Origin of the sequence: Exiguobacterium sp. UBA6282 (assembly GCF_002440475.1) — a bacterium.
Lineage (GTDB): Bacteria > Bacillota > Bacilli > Exiguobacteriales > Exiguobacteriaceae > Exiguobacterium_A.
The window spans coordinates 30,616-51,635 of record NZ_DJUM01000030.1; the positions used below are offsets into that span (position 1 = coordinate 30,616).

21 protein-coding genes are annotated in these 21,020 nt (G+C 46.4%); 9 read left to right on the top strand and 12 right to left on the bottom strand.

Annotated features, from left to right (window positions below):
* Positions 1-29: 29 nt before the first annotated feature.
* Together B2751_RS09060 and B2751_RS09065 are read left to right on the top strand one after the other, a co-directional pair.
* Entirely contained in the window at positions 30-2,162 is a 2,133-nt protein-coding gene (locus tag B2751_RS09060) for a PAS domain-containing sensor histidine kinase (RefSeq protein WP_290774370.1), read from the top strand.
* Positions 2,162-3,226, top strand: coding sequence for an SDR family oxidoreductase (locus tag B2751_RS09065; protein WP_290774372.1), 1,065 nt, complete (start codon positions 2,162-2,164; stop codon positions 3,224-3,226). Before B2751_RS09060 ends, B2751_RS09065 begins: the two co-directional genes overlap by 1 nt.
* A 52-nt stretch (positions 3,227-3,278) precedes the next feature.
* Here B2751_RS09065 and B2751_RS09070 read toward each other — a convergent pair whose 3' ends face one another.
* Entirely contained in the window at positions 3,279-4,670 is a 1,392-nt protein-coding gene (locus B2751_RS09070; RefSeq protein WP_290774374.1) for a TrkH family potassium uptake protein, read from the bottom strand.
* Positions 4,671-4,830: 160 nt separating this feature from the next.
* On the opposite strand from B2751_RS09070, the gene B2751_RS09075 reads away from it, so the two are divergent.
* From B2751_RS09075 to B2751_RS09085, 3 genes are all read left to right on the top strand, one after another.
* Complete coding sequence (locus tag B2751_RS09075; RefSeq protein ID WP_023469697.1) at positions 4,831-5,070, top strand: hypothetical protein; 240 nt, start codon at positions 4,831-4,833, stop codon at positions 5,068-5,070.
* A gap of 98 nt (positions 5,071-5,168) precedes the next feature.
* A complete protein-coding gene (gene motA, locus B2751_RS09080; protein WP_035412066.1) occupies positions 5,169-5,954 on the top strand; it encodes a flagellar motor stator protein MotA in 786 nt (261 codons plus the stop codon).
* Positions 5,929-6,702: a flagellar motor protein MotB gene (locus tag B2751_RS09085; protein WP_035412064.1), complete on the top strand. Its 774-nt coding sequence runs from the start codon at positions 5,929-5,931 to the stop codon at positions 6,700-6,702. The genes motA and B2751_RS09085 overlap by 26 nt, the downstream gene beginning before the upstream one ends.
* A 34-nt stretch (positions 6,703-6,736) precedes the next feature.
* On the opposite strand, the gene B2751_RS09090 is transcribed toward B2751_RS09085, so the two are convergent.
* The 6 genes from B2751_RS09090 to B2751_RS09115 all read right to left on the bottom strand — a co-directional run bounded on the left by B2751_RS09090 (position 6,737) and on the right by B2751_RS09115 (position 12,523).
* Positions 6,737-7,270, bottom strand: coding sequence for a DUF420 domain-containing protein (locus B2751_RS09090; protein WP_056064864.1), 534 nt, complete (start codon positions 7,268-7,270; stop codon positions 6,737-6,739).
* Positions 7,271-7,273: 3 nt separating this feature from the next.
* Positions 7,274-8,701 (bottom strand): dihydrolipoyl dehydrogenase family protein, encoded by a 1,428-nt coding sequence (locus tag B2751_RS09095; protein WP_035412058.1) that lies wholly within the window; start codon positions 8,699-8,701, stop codon positions 7,274-7,276.
* Positions 8,698-9,075 carry a DUF1499 domain-containing protein gene (locus tag B2751_RS09100; protein ID WP_056064860.1) on the bottom strand — a complete coding sequence of 126 codons (378 nt, stop codon included), beginning with the start codon at positions 9,073-9,075 and terminating at the stop codon, positions 8,698-8,700. Before B2751_RS09100 ends, B2751_RS09095 begins: the two co-directional genes overlap by 4 nt.
* A gap of 93 nt (positions 9,076-9,168) precedes the next feature.
* The gene (locus B2751_RS09105) at positions 9,169-10,554 is read right to left on the bottom strand and encodes a sensor histidine kinase (RefSeq protein WP_035412052.1); all 1,386 of its coding nucleotides are present in this window, start codon (positions 10,552-10,554) and stop codon (positions 9,169-9,171) included.
* Positions 10,551-11,243 (bottom strand): response regulator transcription factor, encoded by a 693-nt coding sequence (locus B2751_RS09110; RefSeq protein WP_290774376.1) that lies wholly within the window; start codon positions 11,241-11,243, stop codon positions 10,551-10,553. Before B2751_RS09110 ends, B2751_RS09105 begins: the two co-directional genes overlap by 4 nt.
* 20 nt (positions 11,244-11,263) lie before the next feature.
* Positions 11,264-12,523: a hypothetical protein gene (locus tag B2751_RS09115; RefSeq protein WP_235514052.1), complete on the bottom strand. Its 1,260-nt coding sequence runs from the start codon at positions 12,521-12,523 to the stop codon at positions 11,264-11,266.
* A gap of 124 nt (positions 12,524-12,647) precedes the next feature.
* On the opposite strand from B2751_RS09115, the gene B2751_RS09120 reads away from it, so the two are divergent.
* Positions 12,648-13,478 carry a Cof-type HAD-IIB family hydrolase gene (locus B2751_RS09120; RefSeq protein ID WP_290755363.1) on the top strand — a complete coding sequence of 277 codons (831 nt, stop codon included), beginning with the start codon at positions 12,648-12,650 and terminating at the stop codon, positions 13,476-13,478.
* 51 nt (positions 13,479-13,529) lie between these two features.
* Here the strand turns inward: B2751_RS09120 and ung are convergent, their stop codons facing one another.
* Positions 13,530-14,189 (bottom strand): uracil-DNA glycosylase, encoded by a 660-nt coding sequence (ung, locus tag B2751_RS09125; protein ID WP_290774380.1) that lies wholly within the window; start codon positions 14,187-14,189, stop codon positions 13,530-13,532.
* Between the two features lie 80 nt (positions 14,190-14,269).
* Here ung and B2751_RS09130 point away from each other — a divergent pair, with 80 nt between their 5' ends.
* The gene (locus tag B2751_RS09130) at positions 14,270-14,995 is read left to right on the top strand and encodes a WecB/TagA/CpsF family glycosyltransferase (RefSeq protein WP_035412042.1); all 726 of its coding nucleotides are present in this window, start codon (positions 14,270-14,272) and stop codon (positions 14,993-14,995) included.
* 56 nt (positions 14,996-15,051) lie between these two features.
* Here B2751_RS09130 and B2751_RS09135 read toward each other — a convergent pair whose 3' ends face one another.
* Both B2751_RS09135 and B2751_RS09140 read right to left on the bottom strand, forming a co-directional pair.
* Complete coding sequence (locus tag B2751_RS09135; protein WP_290774382.1) at positions 15,052-15,684, bottom strand: NAD(P)H-dependent oxidoreductase; 633 nt, start codon at positions 15,682-15,684, stop codon at positions 15,052-15,054.
* A gap of 145 nt (positions 15,685-15,829) precedes the next feature.
* A complete protein-coding gene (locus B2751_RS09140) occupies positions 15,830-16,288 on the bottom strand; it encodes a MarR family winged helix-turn-helix transcriptional regulator (protein WP_035412039.1) in 459 nt (152 codons plus the stop codon).
* Between the two features lie 171 nt (positions 16,289-16,459).
* On the opposite strand from B2751_RS09140, the gene B2751_RS09145 reads away from it, so the two are divergent.
* The gene (locus B2751_RS09145; protein ID WP_290774384.1) at positions 16,460-16,720 is read left to right on the top strand and encodes a hypothetical protein; all 261 of its coding nucleotides are present in this window, start codon (positions 16,460-16,462) and stop codon (positions 16,718-16,720) included.
* Positions 16,721-16,734: 14 nt separating this feature from the next.
* Positions 16,735-17,688, top strand: coding sequence for a LacI family DNA-binding transcriptional regulator (locus B2751_RS09150; protein ID WP_290774386.1), 954 nt, complete (start codon positions 16,735-16,737; stop codon positions 17,686-17,688).
* A 54-nt stretch (positions 17,689-17,742) separates the two neighbouring features.
* Here the strand turns inward: B2751_RS09150 and B2751_RS09155 are convergent, their stop codons facing one another.
* Together B2751_RS09155 and B2751_RS09160 are read right to left on the bottom strand one after the other, a co-directional pair.
* A complete protein-coding gene (locus tag B2751_RS09155; protein WP_035412031.1) occupies positions 17,743-18,396 on the bottom strand; it encodes a C40 family peptidase in 654 nt (217 codons plus the stop codon).
* Between the two features lie 220 nt (positions 18,397-18,616).
* On the bottom strand, positions 18,617-21,020 hold a 2,404-nt coding region (locus B2751_RS09160), incomplete at its 5' end, for an efflux RND transporter permease subunit (protein WP_290774388.1).

Below are 21,020 nucleotides of genomic sequence, written 5' to 3' on the forward strand. Positions count from 1 at the left end.
ACGGTCGAAGACCAGTCAGGAGGTAGCTCATGGCAGAACATTCATCTCCTTCATCGCTACGGATCATCCATTCGACGTTACGTGCTATGAAAGAACCCGTACTTCTTGTCGATGCAGATGGAAAGATTCACTTTCATAATGACGCGTTTCAACACCAGTTCATGACCGCTCCGGATAAAGAAACGATCCAGGAACTTTTTTCGATTACGGATGATTTGTTTCCGATCCAACAGGAAACCATCATTTTGACGACACATCAGTTAACAGTCACAGCGATTGAAGAGACGGACTATTTTCTTGTCCATGTCGCTTCTCTTAAAATAGAAGACTTATTCGATTCAACGCTTGATGCTGCCTTATTCATCACAGATCCGGAGTTTCGGATTCGAGCATACAACGAGGTAGCCAGTACCTTATTCCGATTCGATCTTGCTGAAGACATCATCGGTCTAAAACCGACGATTCTCCATGACGCAAAGGAAGTCGCTACCCGCCGTCAACATCTTGAACAACTGAACTTAAAAGATTTATCAGATGAACAACTCTTCTTACTCCATGGTCGGGAAGCGGAAAATGAATGGACCTATCATCGTCTGGATGGTTCGACGTTCCATGGACGGCTTTATATGACACGTCTGCCGAATGATACGTACTTTTTACTCATTCAGGACATCACGACACAAAAACAAATCGAATGGCACCTGACGAAAAGTGAACGCCGCTTCCGACTCTTCTCGGAGTCCGTCGTCGAAGCCGTCATTTTTCATGATCATGGCATCATCATCGATGCCAACCGTGCAGCAGAGGTCATCTTCCGGACGAAGCTTGAAAAGATGAAAGGAAAAACGACACTTGAGTTGATTCATCCGGATCATCATGCGCGTGTCTTACAACGAATCGAAGAGCATCGAGAAGAGCCCTATGAAGTTCTTGGTCAACGTGCTGACGGAACTTCTGTCGAAATCGAAGTTTTCCCACGTGAAATCATCTACAACAATATTCGCATGCGCGTCGCCGTCGTTCGTGATATCACGGAACGAAAAAAAATCGAGAAAATGCTTGAACGTGAAAAAAATGCCATCATGCGTCAACGTGACATCACACAATCGATTCTTCAAGCCTCTAATGAAGGATTCCTGCTGACGGAAGAGGATGGAAGTTTCATCTTCATGAACGTCAAAGCACGCAAGTTACTTGATGTACCAGGGATTGCGCCAAGTAAGATTCAAGAACGGATCAGCTTGATCCCGAATCTTGATTTGAATACCCGATTCGATATGTTACGACAAGTCGAAGAGCTACTCGCCGGAAAACATTCTGAACTATCGTTTCGTTTTACGTTACAGCGACCGAACGAATCAAGTCCACTTTATTTTGAATTTTATGCGACGGCGATCAAGAAGGAAAAGAGTCGTATTTCTCGTCATGGTTTCTTATTCGTTTTCCGTGACCGAACTGAGGAAGCAAAGATGGATCAAGTCAAGGATGAACTTGTCAGTACCGTATCGCATGAGTTACGGACGCCACTCTCATCGATCCTTGGGTATATGGAATTGCTTCGCTACCGAGAGCAACCAGCTGATAAAATCAAACGTTATGTCGAAATCGTTCATGAAGAGACCAAACGGCTGACGACACTATTAAATGAGTTTTTAGATATTCAGCGTCTAGAGGGTGGAAAACAGGAGTATATCTTTACCTCGTTCTCATTACGCGATCTCCTCACATCGACCGTCGATGCCTATCGGGAAACCGTCGAACACCGGATTGAATTGGAACTGCCGGAAGATCCTGTACTCGTTTTTGCGGATGAGCACAAAATCAAGCAAGTCATGTTGAACTTGCTTTCGAATGCTATTAAATACTCTCCACAGGCGGATCACATCCAAGTCCGTCTCTCGGCAAACGAAGAGAAAGCGACGTTCTCCGTGACCGATTACGGACTCGGTATTCCACAAAATGCATTCGACAAACTCTTTACGAAATTTTACCGGGTCGATAACTCGGACATCCGGAAAATTGGTGGTACCGGACTCGGTCTTGCCATCTGTAAGGAAATCATCGAATCACACGGAGGAGCGATTTCAGTTGAATCAGAAATCAATGATGGTTCGACGTTCACCGTCGTTCTCGAACGCGATCCAAGAAAGGAATGGAATTGATGCGGACCTATTTCATGACGGGTTTTCCCGGCTTTTTAGCGACCAAACTAATTGAACAACTCGCACGTATTCCAGATCAAATCGCTTGTTTTCATGTGCTTCATTTATCGTCAGAACGAAACGCAGCTGTTAAGCGACGCGATGATCTTTTAGAACGCACATCCTTACGACCTGAGCAACTCGCGTTGCACGAAGGCGATATCACGCTCGAACAACTTGCTTTGTCGTCTGATACACGGATGATCCTGCAACAAGAGGTCACACATATCTTTCATCTCGCCGCACTGTACGATTTAGCTACGGCATATGAACCTGCCTTTCGGATCAATGTCATCGGTACCGCGAACGTGACACAGTTTGCCCACACGTGCCGTGCTTTAGAACGCTACATCTACTTCAGTACAGCGTATGTCTCCGGTCTGCGCTCCGGCACGATTCTCGAAGAGGAATTACAGACAAGTCGCTTTAAAAATGCTTACGAAGAAACAAAATACCTTGCTGAAGTGCGCTTACGCAAAGAACTCGGAACGATTCCCTATACAATCATCCGCCCCGGCATCGTCGTTGGACATTCTGAAACAGGTGAAACACCGAAATGGGATGGTGTTTATTTCGTTTTGAACGCGATGCGTCTTCTGCAATCCTTTGCTCCTCTTCCGTATCCTGGTCGAGCAAACGCGCTCGTCCATCTCGTGCCATATGATTATGTCATTGAAGCGACTGCTTATCTCAGTCATGCACCCGTCGGAAAAAATAAGACATATCATCTGACGGATCCATTTCCACATGGCGCACGCGCGATTTTCGAGATGTTACATGTCGCCTATTATGGACGTTACCCGCGTGGTATCGTACCATTTCGGCTCATCAGTACAGCGTTGACACCCACCGTCGCAAAACGACTCCAGATGCAACGTCAGACACTCGATTATTTCATCCATCCTGTTCAATACGATACAACACAGGTCTTACGTGATTTACGAGATACTGGAATCATTTGTCCGGACCTAACAGAAACGATGCCTCGGCTCGTCCAGTATTACCAAACACACGCGACACACTAAAAAAGTCCAATCGCTCTTCCCTAAGGGAAGTCGATTGGACTTTTTTTATCGGTTACCCGATCAACATATTTTCTTTTGGATAACGAATCGTCCGGTCTCGTTGTGCCGCAAACGTGAACAAGATCGTCAAGGATCCCACACGCCCGAGCAGCATCATGAACATGATCAAGAACTTCCCAAAGCTATTTAACTCTGGTGTCACATTCAATGATAGACCGACCGTCCCGAATGCAGAGACGGTCTCAAAGAATAGACCGATGAACGATAGATTCGGTTGACTCAACGCAAGGAGCGTCGTAATCAAAGCGATGAACAATAAACTGAAGACAGCAATCGCATACGCTTTTTGGATTGCCTGTGCTTGCACCGTCCGTCGCATCAGAACGGTCTCACGCTGTCCGCGTAGATACGTCCAGACATTCTTTAAGATGACCGACGCCGTCGTAACCTTGATCCCGGAGCCTGTCGACGCGGAACCTGCTCCAATATACATTAAGACCATCATCAAGCCGATCGAGAGCGGCACCATCGTCGTTAAGTCGATTGTCTGGAAACCAGCCGTCCGTGTTGTGACGACTTGGAAGAATACGATATGAAGTGCATGAAAGAACGACTCGTCGCGTAATGAACCTAAGTGAGACACCCATTCATAGAGCATCATCGCTAAGACACCCAGTCCGTTAATGACGAATAACGACAGCACCATCAATTTCGAGTGTAGGGAGATTTTTTTGAAGCTTCGTTTTCCCGCGATGTCAGCAATGACCGTAAAGCCTAATCCACCAATCATCAAGAGCGCCGCGATCGTCAGGATGAACGTCGTATCTTGTTGGAAACCAATCAAGTTATCGCCCCAAAGTGCGAACCCTGCATTGTTAAAGGCAGATACGGCATGGAACAAACCGTAGTAAAGTGCTTTCCCAAAGCTATATTTGTATTGAATGAACAAATCGAGCGCAATCAAGAACATACCAACGATTTCGACAAGGACTGTCGTGACGATGATATTTCGAACAAGACGAATCGTTCCCCCTGGGCTATCGAGGTTGAACATTTCTTGGATGATGATGCGCTGACGAATTCCGATCTTTCGCCCTGTCACGCTCAGCAAGACGAGCGCAATCGTCATGAAGCCGAGCCCTCCGACCTGAATCAAGAGCATCATGATAAGTTGCCCGAACAGATTAAAGGCTTCCGCGATATTAATCGTCGATAGACCGGTAACGGTTCCGGCAGAAGTCGCGACGAACAAACAATCGATGAAGGAGATATCTTGCCCCTCCTGTTGCGAAATAGGCAACCATAACAAAAAACCACCTAGCAAAATCGTCAATGTGAAACCCGTCGCGATGAAGCGTGCCGGTTTATCGAACAACTGATGGTACATCAATTCACCCACACGACCAAAACGTGCCAGTGGTGAACGTCTTTTATGCGAGAACATCTTACTCCCCCTAGATTTTTTTCAGACAGAATTGTCTTTATCATACTCCCTCGAATTAAGAAGTTCTATCGAAATATGCAATCGACTAAACGTTTTCTTATTTTTTTGGTAAACTAGATAAAAGTGGACGTGTAATCATTAAAGGAGGTTGAGGGAAACAGTGGACCCTAAGACGGCTGATCATTCGATTGAGGATGTCTGGCGAAGGCTGGAACGGCAATCACAATGGATGCCTGCGCAATTGTATTATCAATTTGAGGAACTCTTGTCACTACATTTGGAGCAACCGATTCTAAATGAATTGTATCAAGTGTTAAAAAAATACGACGTACTGACCGATATAGAGCGTGACGAACGAAACGAAAGCATTCAAATGCTAATCGATGAAAACGGCGCTTGATTCTCGGTTTTTGGATTTCCGAGCAGAAGAAGTGTCTTCTGCTCTTTTATTTTTCGTTCTTATACGCATTACATACAGAAAGGTGGCACACATCAATCATGGATATCGTGTCGATAATCGGGATCATACTAGGTCTTATCACATTGATCGGAGGAATGATCTTAAAAGGTGCGCCTCCAGTCGCCCTACTTAACCCTGCAGCCCTCGTCATCATCTTCGTCGGGACAGCCGCTGCCATCATGATTTCCTTCCCGAAGGAACGCCTAAAGGTACTACCGGCACTGTTTAAAGTCATCTTTTTCGAACAAAAATTAATGACGAAACAAGTCTTACTCGGACAGTTTCTGACACTTTCGACGCAAGCACGGAAAGAAGGACTGCTGTCATTAGAAGCAGCTTTAGAAGAAGTCGACAATGCGTTCATGAAGCGTGGTGTCATGATGGTCATCGATGGGCAGCCATCTGAATATGTCGAGGACGTCATGACGCGCGACCTCGAAAACATGACGGAACGGCATCATGCCAATGCAAACATCTTCACGCAAGCTGGAACTTACGCTCCGACCCTTGGGGTTCTCGGTGCCGTCGTCGGTCTTGTTGCCGCTTTATCCGATCTGTCAGATATTGAAAAATTAGGTCATGCGATCTCAGGTGCCTTCATCGCGACGTTGTTCGGGATTTTCACCGGATATGTCCTTTGGTTCCCGTTCGCAACGAAATTGAAGCAAAAATCAGCGAGCGAGATTCAACTGTACGAGATGATGATCGAAGGCATTCTGTCGATCCAAAACGGTGAATCACCCAAAAACTTAGAAGATAAGCTACTCGTGTACCTGACACCGAAGGAGCGTGCGAACTATGAAGCGGAAAAAGAAGCCGCATGACGAACATATCTCCGAAGGCTGGTTGATTCCCTACGCCGACTTATTGACCTTACTTCTAGCACTCTTCATCGTTCTTTTTGCTTCGAGTAATGTCGATGCCGTCAAGTTAAAAGCGATGTCCCAGTCGTTTAGCTCCGTCTTCAATGGTGGTTCAGGGATGATTACGAACAGCTCGCTCTCCACTCAAGAAGAAGAGGATTCGAAAAAACTCGACGCGCGAACGAAGGCACAAAGCTATGAAATCGCAGAACTCGAGAAGATTAAAGACGAAGCAAACAAATATATCAAAAATGAACAACTCGAAAAAGACATCAAGGTGGAAATTACAAATGAAGGACTTGTCTTCACGATTCGTGACCGAGCCCTCTTCTCGCCAGCTCAAGCAGAAGTAAGAGGACGCTCGCTTCAAATCGCAGAAGGCATGAGTGCTCTACTCGTCAAGGCAGGACAACGTCAGATTCAAGTCTCCGGTCATACGGATAATATCCCAATCAATACGGCACAGTATCCATCAAACTGGGAACTCAGTGCAGACCGGGCGATCAGTTTCATGCGTGCCTTACAACGCAATCCAAAGCTCGAACCAAAACGGTTTACTGTCAGCGGTTACGGAGAGTTCCAACCGATTGCGTCCAATCAAACAGAAGCCGGTCGTAGTCAGAATCGACGTGTCGAGGTATTGATTCGACCATTGATCGACTTAAAAGCAAACGTACTCGACGAAACGAAAGTTAAGTCCGGCACGTAAAAAAAGATCCTTCGTGGTTACACGAAGGATCTTTTCAATAATACGGACGAATCATGATATAGACGATGACGCCAGTGAAGCTGACGTATAACCAAAGCGGCATCGTAAAGCGTGTCCATTTTTTATGCTTTTCGAAATTTTGATTCACAGCATGTGCAAGTGACATCAAGACGAGCGGGACGATGACTGCAGCTAGAATGATGTGCGTAATCAAGATGAAGAAATAGATCGGACGAACAAATCCTTCTCCACCAAACTTCGTCGATTCACTGACTGCATGGTACGTGACGTATGAAATCAAGAATAGCGTTGTCGTCGTCATCGCACCACCAATGAAGCGGCGATGATTCACGCGGTTACCGCGACGAATCGAAATCCATGCGCCGAGCAACAGCATGAAGGTAAAACTATTAAAGATGGCGTTCAAAAAAGGAAGTAACGTCCAATCGAATCCTGAGTCGACTTGTACAGGTGGCGCAAAAAATAAGAGAGCCACGAGTAGGTTGATGACAAGAGTCAACAGGATGACGAGTGGGACAAAATTCCGTTTAGTAGCAGGTTGTTGCATGAATCATTCTCCTTGTTTCCAGTCGAAATAACGTTTCAACCATTTTGGGATCGGACCAGCGAATAAACGCTCACGCCAGTAGACATCAGCAGCACGCTGAACGGCAGCACCACGAATCGGATACGGATGCACGACACGTGACAGTTGACCGACCTTATCTTTACGTGCCATTGCATAGACGACTTCTTGCATCCACTCGCCGGCTTGTTCTCCGATCGCATGTGCCCCGATCAGTTTCCCGCGTTTATCGGCGATGAGCTTGACGCGCCCTTCCGTCTGACCATTGATGACGAAACGATCCACTTCATCGAGACCCGTCTGGTAGACTTTGATGTCACCGTGTTTCTTACGTGCTTCTTCTTCTGTCAAACCGAGATGGAACAATTCAGGCGTTGTGAATGTTACCCACGGGACCGCTCGATAATCAGGTTTCGTCCGTAAACCGAACAAAGCATTTGTGACGACGGTTTTTCCTTCTAGTCCTGCGACGTGCGTAAACGGTAAGGAATCAATCGTATCTCCGACGGCAAAGATATGCCGCTGACTTGTCCGGAGCGAACCGTCGACTTGGACGAATCCTTTTTCGACATGAACACCAGCCCGGTCAAGACGTAACGCCTCGATGCGTGGCTTACGACCGACCGCGACAAGAACGGCATCCGTTTCGATGACACGTGATTCCCCATTTGCTTCGACCGTCACTTCGATGCCTCCAGCTGACTTGCGGACATGCGTGACCTTCGTATCGAGATGCAACGTCAATTCTTGCTCGAGCTGACGTTGAATGACTTCGACCATGTCACGATCTTCTTTTCCGAGCAGCGTCTTCATGCCCTCGATAACTGTGACTTCCGTTCCGAGGTGCGCGTAAGCTTGCGACAGCTCAAGACCGATCGCCCCACCACCAATAACGAGCAGCCGCTCAGGACGCTCTGTTAATTCAAAGATCGTCTCGTTCGTTAAATAATCGATCGTATCTAGTCCATCAATCGGTGGAATGATCGGTTGGGATCCTGTTGAGATCGCAAACTTTTCACCAACGACAAGCTGTCCCGCTACTTCGACTTCATGTGCACTAAGGAATGTCGCTTCTCCGATATAGACATCGACACCAAGATCTTCAAATCGTTTCGTTCCATCATGTGATTGAATAATGTTACGCGCACGATCAACGCTTGCTTTCGTTTTGGAATAGACCGCGTCTCCGTTCAGCGTCACGTTGTATTTTTCAGCCGTCCGCTTCATGACGTGCACGTCGTGTGCGGCTTCAATCAAAGCCTTTGAAGGAACACAACCATAATGGAGACAATCTCCACCTAGATGTGCATGACGTTCAATCAGGGCAACATGTGCACCAAGACTTGCTGCACCGGCAGCAATCGTCATTCCGGCTGCACCACCACCGATGACAACTAATTGATAGGTCTTCATCGCAAACCCTCCTCATACCGACGTGTGATGTCTTCCATCCGTTTACGGTTGACGCCCCAGTCAGAGTATCCGACACGTGATGCCGAACGGAAATGAATCACTTGCGCGGCTTCATCGAAGTAAAATTCGACGTCATCCTTGAAGCGAAAGACTTTACTCGTGAAGATGGCATGGATGTATGTTCCTTCCTCCTTAACGATTTTGACTCGGTCGAGGCTTTGTAGAATACGTAAGAGGTGGAACTTCGAATCCGCAAGCGTTCCTTTGAACGGGAGCGGACGCATTTTCATATCCTGTAGATCGGTTTGAGTAGATACCGCATTCGGTTTTCCGGAGAGCGGTTGAAGCGTACCATTTGAAACACCAAGTGCCATGACTGATTCCTCCGTTTCCTATCATCTGATCCATTTCGTACTATAATCTACTTTACTTTACCAGTTTCTGTTTCACTCTGCCTGTCTGAGTGTTTACGCTTTCGTGACAGGGAGCAGAATCGTCGCGATGACGCCGCCTTCTGGCTGATTGTCGATGAATAGCTTGCCTTCATGTGCTTCAACAAGCTCTCGACAAATCGATAGCCCGAGTCCCGTTCCGCCCTTTCCTTTTTGCACTTGATAAAACTTTTCCGTGACATGACGTAGGTGTTCTTTCGGAATACCAGGTCCTTCGTCACTGAAAGAAAGGAATAACACACGCTCGGAACGAACGAGTCGAACCGTAATCGCTCCTCCAATTGGTGAAAAACGGATTGCATTATCAAGCAGGTTCAAGAAGACTTGTTTCAATCGGTTTTCGTCGTATAGACCAATGACTTGCGCCGGTAACTTTTGCACAATCTGAACATTTTTCTCTTCCAGCTTTTGCCGTAGTTGCGCTGCGACGGTCTCGATGATTTCCGTTAAGTTGACTTCCTGACGGTATAGGACGAGACGACTCGTCTCGAGTTTTGAGAAATCGAGTAACTGTTCAACGAGCGAAATCAAACGCTCCGTCTCTGAATGAATGATGCCCATCCCAAGCGACGCCTCTTCCGGCAACTGATCCTGTTCGACGAGTAACGTCTCACTCCAGCCTTTGATCGATGTCAACGGTGTCCGTAACTCATGGGAGATACCCGAAATGAATTCATCTTTCAATGTTTCCTGTTGTTTGATCTGTTGCCCCATATAATTGATCGTCCGTGCTAGTTCTCCAAGTTCGAACGAATACTCCTCGTTCACCTTAACGTCGTAATGTTGTTTCGCGATTTGGTCCGACGCACCGATTACCTCTTGGATAGGTCGAACGATCGAAGACACCAGACGTGAGGAATAAATGAAGGCAAGTCCCCAAACTACTGTACCCAAGAGGACGATCGCTAAACAAATTTCAATCACACGTCGGTCGATTCGTTCAAGCGATGTCGTATAACGGAGCGCTCCCGTCGTCTGACCGAATGACACGACAGGTTCCGTCACTTCCAGCAAATGCTCTCCCGTCGCCTCATCGTCATATCGTTTCGTGACGGTTTGACCCGCTCTTACTTGATTGACTGCTTCTCGCGTCAATTTACGTTGCGAAATGAACCCTGTCGAGGAATAACGCGGAATGCCTGTCGCATCCAACACTTCGATTTCTGCATCTGGATAGGCATAAGAATCGAGTACATCATGAATCGTCGCTTCGGAATCCGTGTAATCATAAGCGAGACCACTATTTGCAAACAACACCGCACTCGCATTCGCATGACGTTTCAAGACATCCGTCGCTGTCACGTAATAATAGTTATAGGTCACGAACGAGAGAATCCCGATGACAAGTAGGACCGTCACCGTGATGATCGTCATGAACCGCATTAATATCTGGCGCTTCATTCTTCGTTACGCCACTTGTATCCATGTCCCCACAGTGTCTCGATGAACTTCGGTTCCGCTGGATTTTCTTCGATTTTTTGACGAAGACGGCGAATGTTGACATCGACTGTCTTTCGATCGCCGAAATAGTTCTCGCCCCATACCGCATCGAGTAGTTCATCTCGCGACATGACTTGATCCTCATTTTTAATGAAATGACAAAGTAAATCATATTCAGTCGGCGTCACTTCGACGTCCATGCCGTCTTTTTGGACACGCTTCGCTCCTAAATCAATTCGGAACGGTCCAGAAACAAGTTCACGCGGCTGTTTTCTGCGGCGTAATGTCTCTACCCGTCGCAGGAGCGACTGGATACGTGCGAGTAATTCTGCAGGACTGAACGGCTTCGCGATGTAGTCATCCGCCCCTACGCTTAGTCCCATGACTTTATCTTCTTCTCGCGTCCGTGCCGTCAGCATGATGATCCCGACCACTTCATCCTTCGCCCGCGCCTGTTCACAGACAGCGAAACCATCGACTTCCGGCATCATGATATCCAGTAACAGAATATCAAAGGTTTGTTGATCAAATTGCGCGAGTGCCTCTTTTCCGTTTTCCGCTTCAATGACGTCATAGCCTGCCCGTTTCAAATTGATGACGATGAAACTGCGAATCGCGTGTTCATCCTCGGCTACTAGTATTTTGGTCATTCTTTTCTCCCCCTGATTCTTTATTCCACGAGTGTGACACGATTGACGAACATTTCATAATCCTTCGTCGCATCGATCACATAGACATAATCGATGCCCTCTTTAATTTTTCGTTTTTGGTCACTAGCAATGTATTGATTCTTTGGAATGATCTCTAATTCAAAATCAACCTGCTTCGTATCCCGATTGATGAAACGAACGCGATTTTCACGTTTTTCGATCGTTTCCCGTGTCGCCCAATTGGCCGGGAAACGCATAACGAAATTGTATTCCTGATCAATGTACTGCTCTTCCCGTAGTTCGAATCCACTCTCAAGAAATGGCGGATTGTCCGATCCATTCCATGTGTAGTACGCGGTGATACGTGGCTTCGGCTCACCTTCACGCCCTTCACTACCGCCCGGCGTATATTGATGACCGAACTCGACGATTCCGTCTTGATCGACATCCTTCGGAAACGTATACATCGGTTCAACGATCTCATCGACTTGACCGAAGCGCACTTGTTCCAACGTATCGTTCGCTAAACGGAATAATGCGATGTGCATCTTAGCATCACGTGTATAAGAGACAATCAAGCCTTTATTGCGCGCAGCATTGATCGTATCGACTTCAAATAAATCATGTTCTGCGAATAAATCGCCATCTTTTGTCGCTAGCGTCGTCTCTTGACGCTTTTTCGACAAGATATCCTTATAATAGATCAAACGAGATGGACTTCCCTTTTGTAGAAGCACCATATCTCGCTCGCGATCTTGATTCAAATCATCCACCGACAGGCGGTCATACCGATCCACCTTCGTGACATCTCGTTGCTTCGACAACAGCTGTTCAATGATATATAACGTGTTTTCACCATAACTGGTAATCCCGATGACTAAATGGTTTTGTTTATGTTGCGCGTCAGATACGACTTCGAGTCGATCGATGGCTCGCCCATCAGCAACTGTCTGCCGTGTCACAAGTCGCCATTTTTCACCTTGTCGTTCATGAACGAGAAGATGAATCGTGAAACGTCCATCCTGCTCACTACGGTAGAAGGTGATCGCCTCATCCTTACCGTTTCGATCTAAATCAACGAGTTCGTATAGACGGGATACTGCTTGATTTCGTGGCGCCACGATTTCTGCCTGTTTCGGCAAATCGCGGTCAATCCGCTCTTTCAACGACTGCTCCCATGCCGGAAGGGACGGATGTTGGAGTAGAGAGGCGGGATGCGGAAACATCGTACTGCATCCTGCTAATAATAGACTTGATATGATCATGAAGAGATATTTCATAAAGTTGGAATCCTTTCCGTACGGGCTCTGTTTCCACTTTATCATACTCTCTCAATGGAGAGTATATTGTCGAATGGGACACAAGTTGTTACGATATACAGATAATTGAAAGGGGTTTGAATGTATGACGTACAAAATGATTGTTCTCGATTTAGATGATACCTTGTTGACAAGTGATCATACGATTTCACCACGTACGAAAGAAGCCTTACTTGCTGCGCAACGTCGTGGGAAGAAAGTCGTTCTTGCAAGCGGTCGTCCGACATATGCGATGCTTGATCTTGCAGAAGAACTAGAACTCGCACGATACGGAAGCTACATCCTGAGCTTCAACGGAGCTTCGATCATCGATTGCAAAACGAACGAATCACTTTTCCTCAGTACCCTCTCTCCGGAGACGGTCCATCGTCTTTATGATGTAAGTAAACGGGAGGATGTCTACATTCACACGTATGTCGGACATGAGATTCTGACAGAACAACCGAACGAGTATACGACACTCGAAGGACAATTGACTGGTATGGACGTCATTCCCGTCGCTGATTTTAAAACAGCGATTCAAACACCTGTCGTCAAGTGTTTAATGATGGCAGAAGAGACACACCTCGCGCGGGTCGAGCAGACGCTTCAACAAGAGCTTGCAGGGGAACTCGCGGTTGCTCGCTCAAAGCCATTTTTCCTTGAATTCACGGAAGACGGTGTCACAAAAGGCACAAGCCTTGCCTTACTGTCTGAGAAGCTTGGTATCGCTCAGGAAGAAGTCATTGCTTGTGGAGACGGCAACAACGATCTATCGATGATCGAATGGGCAGGTCTTGGCGTCGCGATGGCGAATGCAGCCGATACCGTTAAAGAAAAAGCCCAGTATATGACTGCTTCGAACGATGAAGATGGTGTCGCCCTCGTCGTCGAAAAGTTCATGATGGATGAAGAACCGACTATCTCAAGTCACTAAGTAACTCAAAAAAGCGTGTGTTCCGCATTCAACGGAACACACGCTTTTGATTTACGATAAACACCAGTCAATTGGCTCTCTTCCCTGCTCTTTCAGCCAAGCATTCGTTTGCGAATAAGGTTTGCTACCGAAAAATCCTCGGCTCGCTGATAAGGGACTTGGATGAACGGCTTCGAGAACAAGATGACGATTCGTATCAATCAGCACCTTTTTACTCTTCGCATGATTTCCCCATAAGATGAACACGATCGGTTGTGTCTGTGTTCCTAGGACTTCAATGACCCGATCCGTGAATGATGCCCAGCCTTTTTTAGCATGCGATCCCGCTTTTCCTTCTTCAACCGTGAGCGACGTATTCAGTAAAAAGACGCCTTGTCGTGACCAAGCTTCGAGATTTCCGGATGTCGGAGCCGGACAACCGATATCCGCGACGAGTTCCTTATACATGTTTCGAAGGGACGGCGGGATCGGAACTCCGTCATGGACAGAAAAGCTGAGTCCGTTCGCTTGTCCTGGACCATGGTAGGGATCTTGTCCTAAAATGACGCACCGGACGTCTTCCGGTGCGACCGCATCAAACGCATGAAAGATCCGCTCTTTCGGAGGATAGACGGTCGTCGTTTGATAGGCTTCCTTCAAAAAAGCCCACAATTCCTGAAAATAAGGTTTTTCCTTTTCTTCTTTTAACACCGTTTGCCAAGATGGATGCACATGGATCCGCTCCTTTTTCAGTCTCAAGTCGCTGTTCGTACGTCTTGATTCTGCTATGATGGATGATGAGGTGGGAAACTATGATTCAGACAAAACAATTATTTGGACTACCATTCGTCGATGCGACACCTTCGCAATGGTATACCCATATTAAAACAATCTTACACGACCGCGGAAAAGCCTTTCTTGTCACGGCGAATCCTGAGCTCGTGTTGCGTGCATTGCGCGAACCTTCTTACGAAGCCATTTTACGGCAGGCGACGTTTATCACACCAGATGGAATTGGTGTGACCGCTGCCAGTAAACGAATGGGAGCGCCCCTCACTGCGACGTTGCCAGGGATCGAGACGGCACGTGAACTATTGCGGACGGCAGATGCACTGAAGAAGCGTGTCTTTTTGCTTGGTGGACGCCCGGAAGTTATGAAATCGTTAATCCATCAGTTATCGATTCGTTTTCCGAACATCCGCTTCGTCGGAACGTTTCACGGTTTTGGAAAGACAGAGGAAGCAACGCAAGCGATCGCAGAAGCACAAGCTGATCTTATCCTCGTCGCACTCGGTGCGCCAAAACAGGAGGAATGGATCGCTTCTGTTTATGATCAAGTCGATCACGGCATCTTCATCGGTGTCGGTGGTGCATTCGATGTCTGGTCCGGACATAGTAAGCGTGCTCCAAAATTATTCCGTCGCCTCAAGCTAGAGTGGCTCTATCGTATCTCGACGCATCCCCGCGGCTTTGAGAAATTAAAAGATTTGTTGCTCTTCCTGACGCTTGTGCTTCGCAAAAAATCAACGCTCTCTTAACTCAATACAAATACAAAAAGGCTCCCGACACGGCGGGAGCCTTTTTTACGCTTATCTTATGCGTTGACAGTCGAGAATGAACGACCGAGTTCTTTCGCTTTTGCGATTGCTGCTTCTTTGATTTCTTCTGCTTTTTCTGGGTTCATCGCCATACCTTCGATGAAGAGGGCATCGTAGTCTGTTACACCAGTGAAAGCAAGTGCTTGACGGAGGTAGTCATCACCGAAGTTAAGACCAGATCCTGTGTACACGCCACCTGTCGCTTGGATGTGGAGTGCTTTTTTGCCTTCCATCAAACCTTTAGGACCTTCTGCAGTGTAAGCGAATGTTTTACCTGCAAGAAGTACGCTGTCGATGTACATTTTGAGACGTGCTGGGAAAGAGAAGTTCCACATTGGTGTGACGAAGACATACTCATCTGCTTCCATGTATTGTTCGAGATGTTTTGTCATCGTACCAACTTTTGCGATCTCCACTTCTGTTAATTCTTCGCCTGTTGCGAATTTGCCCCATGCGCTTAACACGTCTGTGTCGATTTCTTGGACTGTTTCGTTATATAGGTCAAGAACTTCTACTTCAGCTGAAGGATTCGCTACTTTGTAGCTTTCGAGGAATGCTTCACCGACTTGAAGGCTGAAAGAGTGTTCTGTAGCTTTTGGGTTAACAGTTACATAAAGTAATTTAGTCATTATTATTTCTCCCTTTTATTTAAAGTAAATTCTGTAACTAAACATACCAACCACCTTTTCGTTTGTCAATTAGTTTGACTTCTGATTGTAGAAAAAAAGCTCAAGTCCGTGACTTGAGCCTTTTCCATCATATGAGTGCTAATCCTTATGCATTTTCGAGCGGCGTATAATGTTCGGCTCGTAAACCGATTCGTTTCAATTGATCAATCAACTGTTCCTTTTCCGACACTGACAAATCCTTGAACAAGTCTGCTAAAAAGGCTTCATGCTTCGGGAATGTCTCTTCCATCAGTTCGCGTCCAGCTTCCGTTAATGTTCCAAACGTGACACGACGATCCGTCGCACATGATTTTCGCGCAATCAATCCACGCTTTTCGAGTTTATCGACGACATACGTCACACTGCCGCTCGTTAACAGAATTTTATCGCCAATCTGTTGTAAAGGCGTATCCCCTTTGTGGTAAAGCAATTCCAGGACTCCGAATTCCGATAAATTCAACTGATGTGTTTTGATGTCTGCCTTTACTTGCTCCGTCACCGCATGCATCGTCCGAGATAGAACAACGAGCATTTTTAATGCCAGCTTCGAGTCTGTCGATTCCATTTTACGTTCGCCCCTCTTTGTGTTGTATCGTCACAATCATAGACTTCTTTGTCTACTCGGTCAATTCTTGCTGAATTTTCTCAATCAATCCATTGCTCAAAAATAGTTCTTGCCGTGAAACGCGTTTCATACCCTATCGTCTTGATATACACTAAAAAGGAGGTAATCATCATGTCGATCCATACTCGGTTAACCCAGCTATTCAAGCGGAATGTTGCTTTTGAATGGGCGATTGAACAATTGCACACACCAGCAGGCTATTATTTGTGTCAACACACGTTGGTTGATCAATATCCTGATTTGTCTCCTCAAGAAAAAACACGACTGCTCTCAAAAATCAATGAATTGGCTGAACAGACATCTCCATTCTCGGCTTCCGTCTCCCGACAGGATTGGCGCCGACTTGAACAACGATTATCTCGCCAGACCTAAAGGAGGGATGCGCGATGACGAACATCCGAGACTTGGCACGTGAAGCAAACGTGTCCGTCACGACAGTCTCACGTGTACTAAATGATCACCCATACGTGGCGAACGAGAAGCGACAAGCTGTCCGAGAAGCGATAGTAAAACTTGGCTATATCCGTAATCAAACCGCTGTCCATCTTTCGACTGGCATGACGAAGACGGTCGGTGTCATGCTCCCATTCGTTGATCATCCATATCACGCCGCCATTCTCCAAGGCATCGCACAAGCGGCTTTTGACGCCAGTTATCGTTTCTTGACATGGCAAACGAATTATGTGGAAACGCATGAGCAACTCGCTCTTGATGCGCTAGCGCAACAGGAGATCGACGCACTCATCGTCGTGTCGCACAGCCTTCCGTTATCAGCGATTTTACCGTACGAACGCTATGGACCGATTGTCTTTTGTGAACACCACGAAGACGTCGCTGCTGTCTATATCGATCACTATACGGCCTTTCAACAGGGACTTGCACATCTACGACAACAAGGACATACAAGCATTGGTATTTGTCTCTGGCGCCCCGACAGTACGAATAGTTTGGCGCGTAAACATGCGTATCAAGAAGTTGTCAGTGACGCGTTCGTCTATGAACAGACATTGACGATCGAAGATGGTGCGAACGTCGCAAGGCGCTGGATGCAACAGAAACAACGACCGAGCGCCATCTTGACTGCCAGTGATCACGTTGCCGCGGGACTGATCTTGGAACTACGAAAACAAGGCTATCAGGTCCCGGGAGATCTCTCTGTCATTGGCTTTGATGGAAGTGAACTCGCTGAAGTCTTATCGATGACGACGATCGCGATTCCATATGCTACGATCGGACGACATGCTTTTCAGCTAACAATTCGAAACGATATGAATATTCGTCCGCAAATCGAAGTACCGTCAACGTTCATTGCTGGAACGACCGTTCTTCCTTATACCTGAATCCATATAAAAAAGCGACGAGTTCATCGATTTGAATTCGTCGCTTCATTTCGTTTAAAGTGCCCCTGCTGCTACATACCGTGATCCCCAGTAGCCGCCACGGAACGATTCTTTGACGACTCTTCCATAATACGAGTTCGCATTGATCATCGTACTCCCATCGACAGCGATCCCAACGTGCTGAATGCCACTACCGTGTGTAAAGAAGACGAGATCTCCGGCGCCAGGAGCTGTACGTTTCGTCGATGAATACTGAGCAGCTGCTGTGCGCGGAAGTGATTTTCCTAGTGCTTGATAGACGTAACGTGTAAATCCAGAGCAATCAAAGCTAACTGGACCCGTCGCGCCAAAAACATAAGGGCGTCCTTTAAGACCTTCCGCTACCGATACGATTGTTGACCCTGTTTTGCTCAATCCTTTTGTTGCTTTTGCATTGTATGCTTTCGTATACATCGAAGCGATATACGCTGTTTTTCCTTGATGACGAATTTGGTACCAATCTTTCACTTTTCCGCTCACTGCCACGGACTGTCCAAGTTTCAATTGACCGACTCGCTTACTCGATGCTGTCGCTTTCGCTCGGATATTTAACACATCCACGGAGATCGTGACTTTCTTACTCGTTGCGGCTTGTGTTGATGACGGAACGAGTGTCCAGCTACTGATTAGTAACGTTAAGGTTAGCAAAACGCGAGTGACAGTTTTCATCGATTCATTCTCCTCTTATGTATGAGTATAATATGCACTTGAATTGTCAGATAATTTCTGTTTTTATCCTATCACGTTCCAGATTTTCATCATGTTACAGTTATTTAACGCGAATTCTTTCTTGTAATACTTTTGTAACAAAACAAAAAAACAGATATGCTGAATGGCTTATTCTCGCCATTTCTGCATATCTGTCCGTTTTAGTGATTTAATCGTTTTTTCAAGAATCAATTGACTTCTTTTTTCGGAAACGTGCTAAGAATTCGTACACGATTGGAACGATAAGAAGTGTCAACAATGTCGAACTTGTAAGTCCACCGATGACCGTCACGCCTAATCCTTTTGAAATTAATGCGCCACCTTCGAGTCCAAGGGCGAGTGGTGCAAGGGCACCGATCGTCGCAAGGGCTGTCATCAAGATTGGACGTAAACGTGTACCTGCTGCATCGAGTAGTGCTTGACGCGTCGATAAACCTTCTGCTTCTTTATGAATGACACGGTCGATCAAGACGATCGCATTTGTCACGACGATCCCAATCAACATCAAGGCACCGATTAAGGACGATACAGAAATCGTCTCGCCTGTAATCAGAAGTGCAACGAGCCCACCGATGATTGCGAATGGAAGTGAGAACAAGATGACGAGTGGCGTCAATGCTCCTCCGAACGTAATGACAAGGACGAGATAGACGATGGCTACAGCTGCTGCCATTGCTAGACCGAGTTGTGTGAATGATTCTTGGATCTGTTCAGTAACTCCGCCTTGCTCATATGAGACACCCGTTGGACGATCGATATTCTTGACGGATTTTTCAATCGCTTGAGAAGCTTCTGTTGCTTTATCCGTTTTCAGTTCTGCTGTCACAGTAGCAACGAGTTTTCCATCGCGTTCGTTGAGTGAGTCAGGTGTCGTTCCTTTTTTCACTTCAACAAAATCGGACAGTTTACGAACACCAAGTGGTGTCACGACATCTGTCTCTTCCAAGTCTCGTATCGAATCATATGTCGTTTGTTCGTTTGGAACGATGACATCGAGTTCCTTCCCATCCACCTTAATAGTAGAAAGTGGTTTTTCCTCACCTTGGATATTCGCGATACCTTGTGCGAGTTGTGCTGTTGAAACACCGAACTCAGCCGCTTTTTGCTGATCGACTTCGAACGTATACTGCGTATAAGCTTCTTTTAAATCTGTCGTTACTTTTCGAACATATTTCGTTTCGCCTTCGATCGCATCGACGAATTTCGGTGTAACTTTTTCTAAATCTTCAATGTTATTCGCGAAGATCGAGTACGAGACACCTGACGACGCAGCTCCACCACTAAAGTCTTGCTCTTTCCATTCTCCTGTCGGAATGTCGGCATTCAACTGCTTGATTGCTGTCTGTTTAACATCTGCGAAATCTTCTGTGTCTGGATCATACTGGACGATAAAGACACCTTGTTTTGTATTCCCTGGGTTCAATGGATTTTCTCCACCGACGGTAAACTGAAGATTGTCGATATTTTTTTGTTTGTTGAAATAATCTTCTGCTTGATCAGCTGCTTTTAACGAATCATCCAACGTTTGTCCTGGTTTTGGATTGTACGTGACATACAGTGTTTTTTCTCCTTCTTGATTCAAGAAGTTGACACCAATTGTTGGTACAAGTGCAAAACTTCCGATCAATAGTAGGACGGATAGTCCAAAGACGATGAATTTATGGTTCAACGACCAATTCAGCATACGACGATAACCGTTCGCTAACTTCCCACCTTCTTCTTTTTCTGGTTTTGGTGCCTTACCGCGCTTAAAGAGCGAGTCCGCAAACATCGGAACGACCGTGACCGCTACGATCAAGGACGCAAATAGTGCAAAGACGACTGTCAATGCGAACGGTAAGAAGAGTTCTCCGACGAATCCCGTAACAAATCCGAGTGGTAAGAATACAGCAATCGTAACGACCGTTGACGATGCGATTGGAATGAATACTTCTCGTGTTGCACTGATGATCAGTTCTTTTCCTTTTAACTTTTCTGTCGGATCCGTCAAACGACGGTAAATATTTTCGATGACGACGATGGAATCATCAACGACTCGACCAATTGCGACCGTCATTGCCCCAAGCGTCATGATATTTAAAGAAATATCCATCTGCTTCAGCACAAGAATCGCCATCAGAAGAGATAGTGGAATCGAAATGACTGCGATGATCGTTGATTTGATGTTTCGAAGGAACAGCAAAATGATGACGATGGCAAATAATGCACCAATCAGTGCCTTACTAATCATCGTTGAAACGGATTCCTCGATTGGTTTTCCTTGATCAAGTGTCACAGATGCATTGACCGAACCGTTTTCTTTTTCAAAGTCTTTAATCGTCTGCTTGACGCCATTGACGACATCAACCGTATTTGCGTCCTGCGATTTCGTCACTTGAACACCGATCGATCTTTCGCCATTCGAACGAGAAATCGATTCTTCAATCCCTTTGTCTTCAATCGTCGCGACTTGCGACAACGTGACAGTTGGTACTTGTGTTGGTGCTTGAGTTGCTTGTCCCGACGTAGCACCTGTCGACGGTGTCGTTTGGGATGCTGCCTCTGCCTCTCCTGTTGCTGATGGTGCTTGCCCTGCTTGCCCTGCT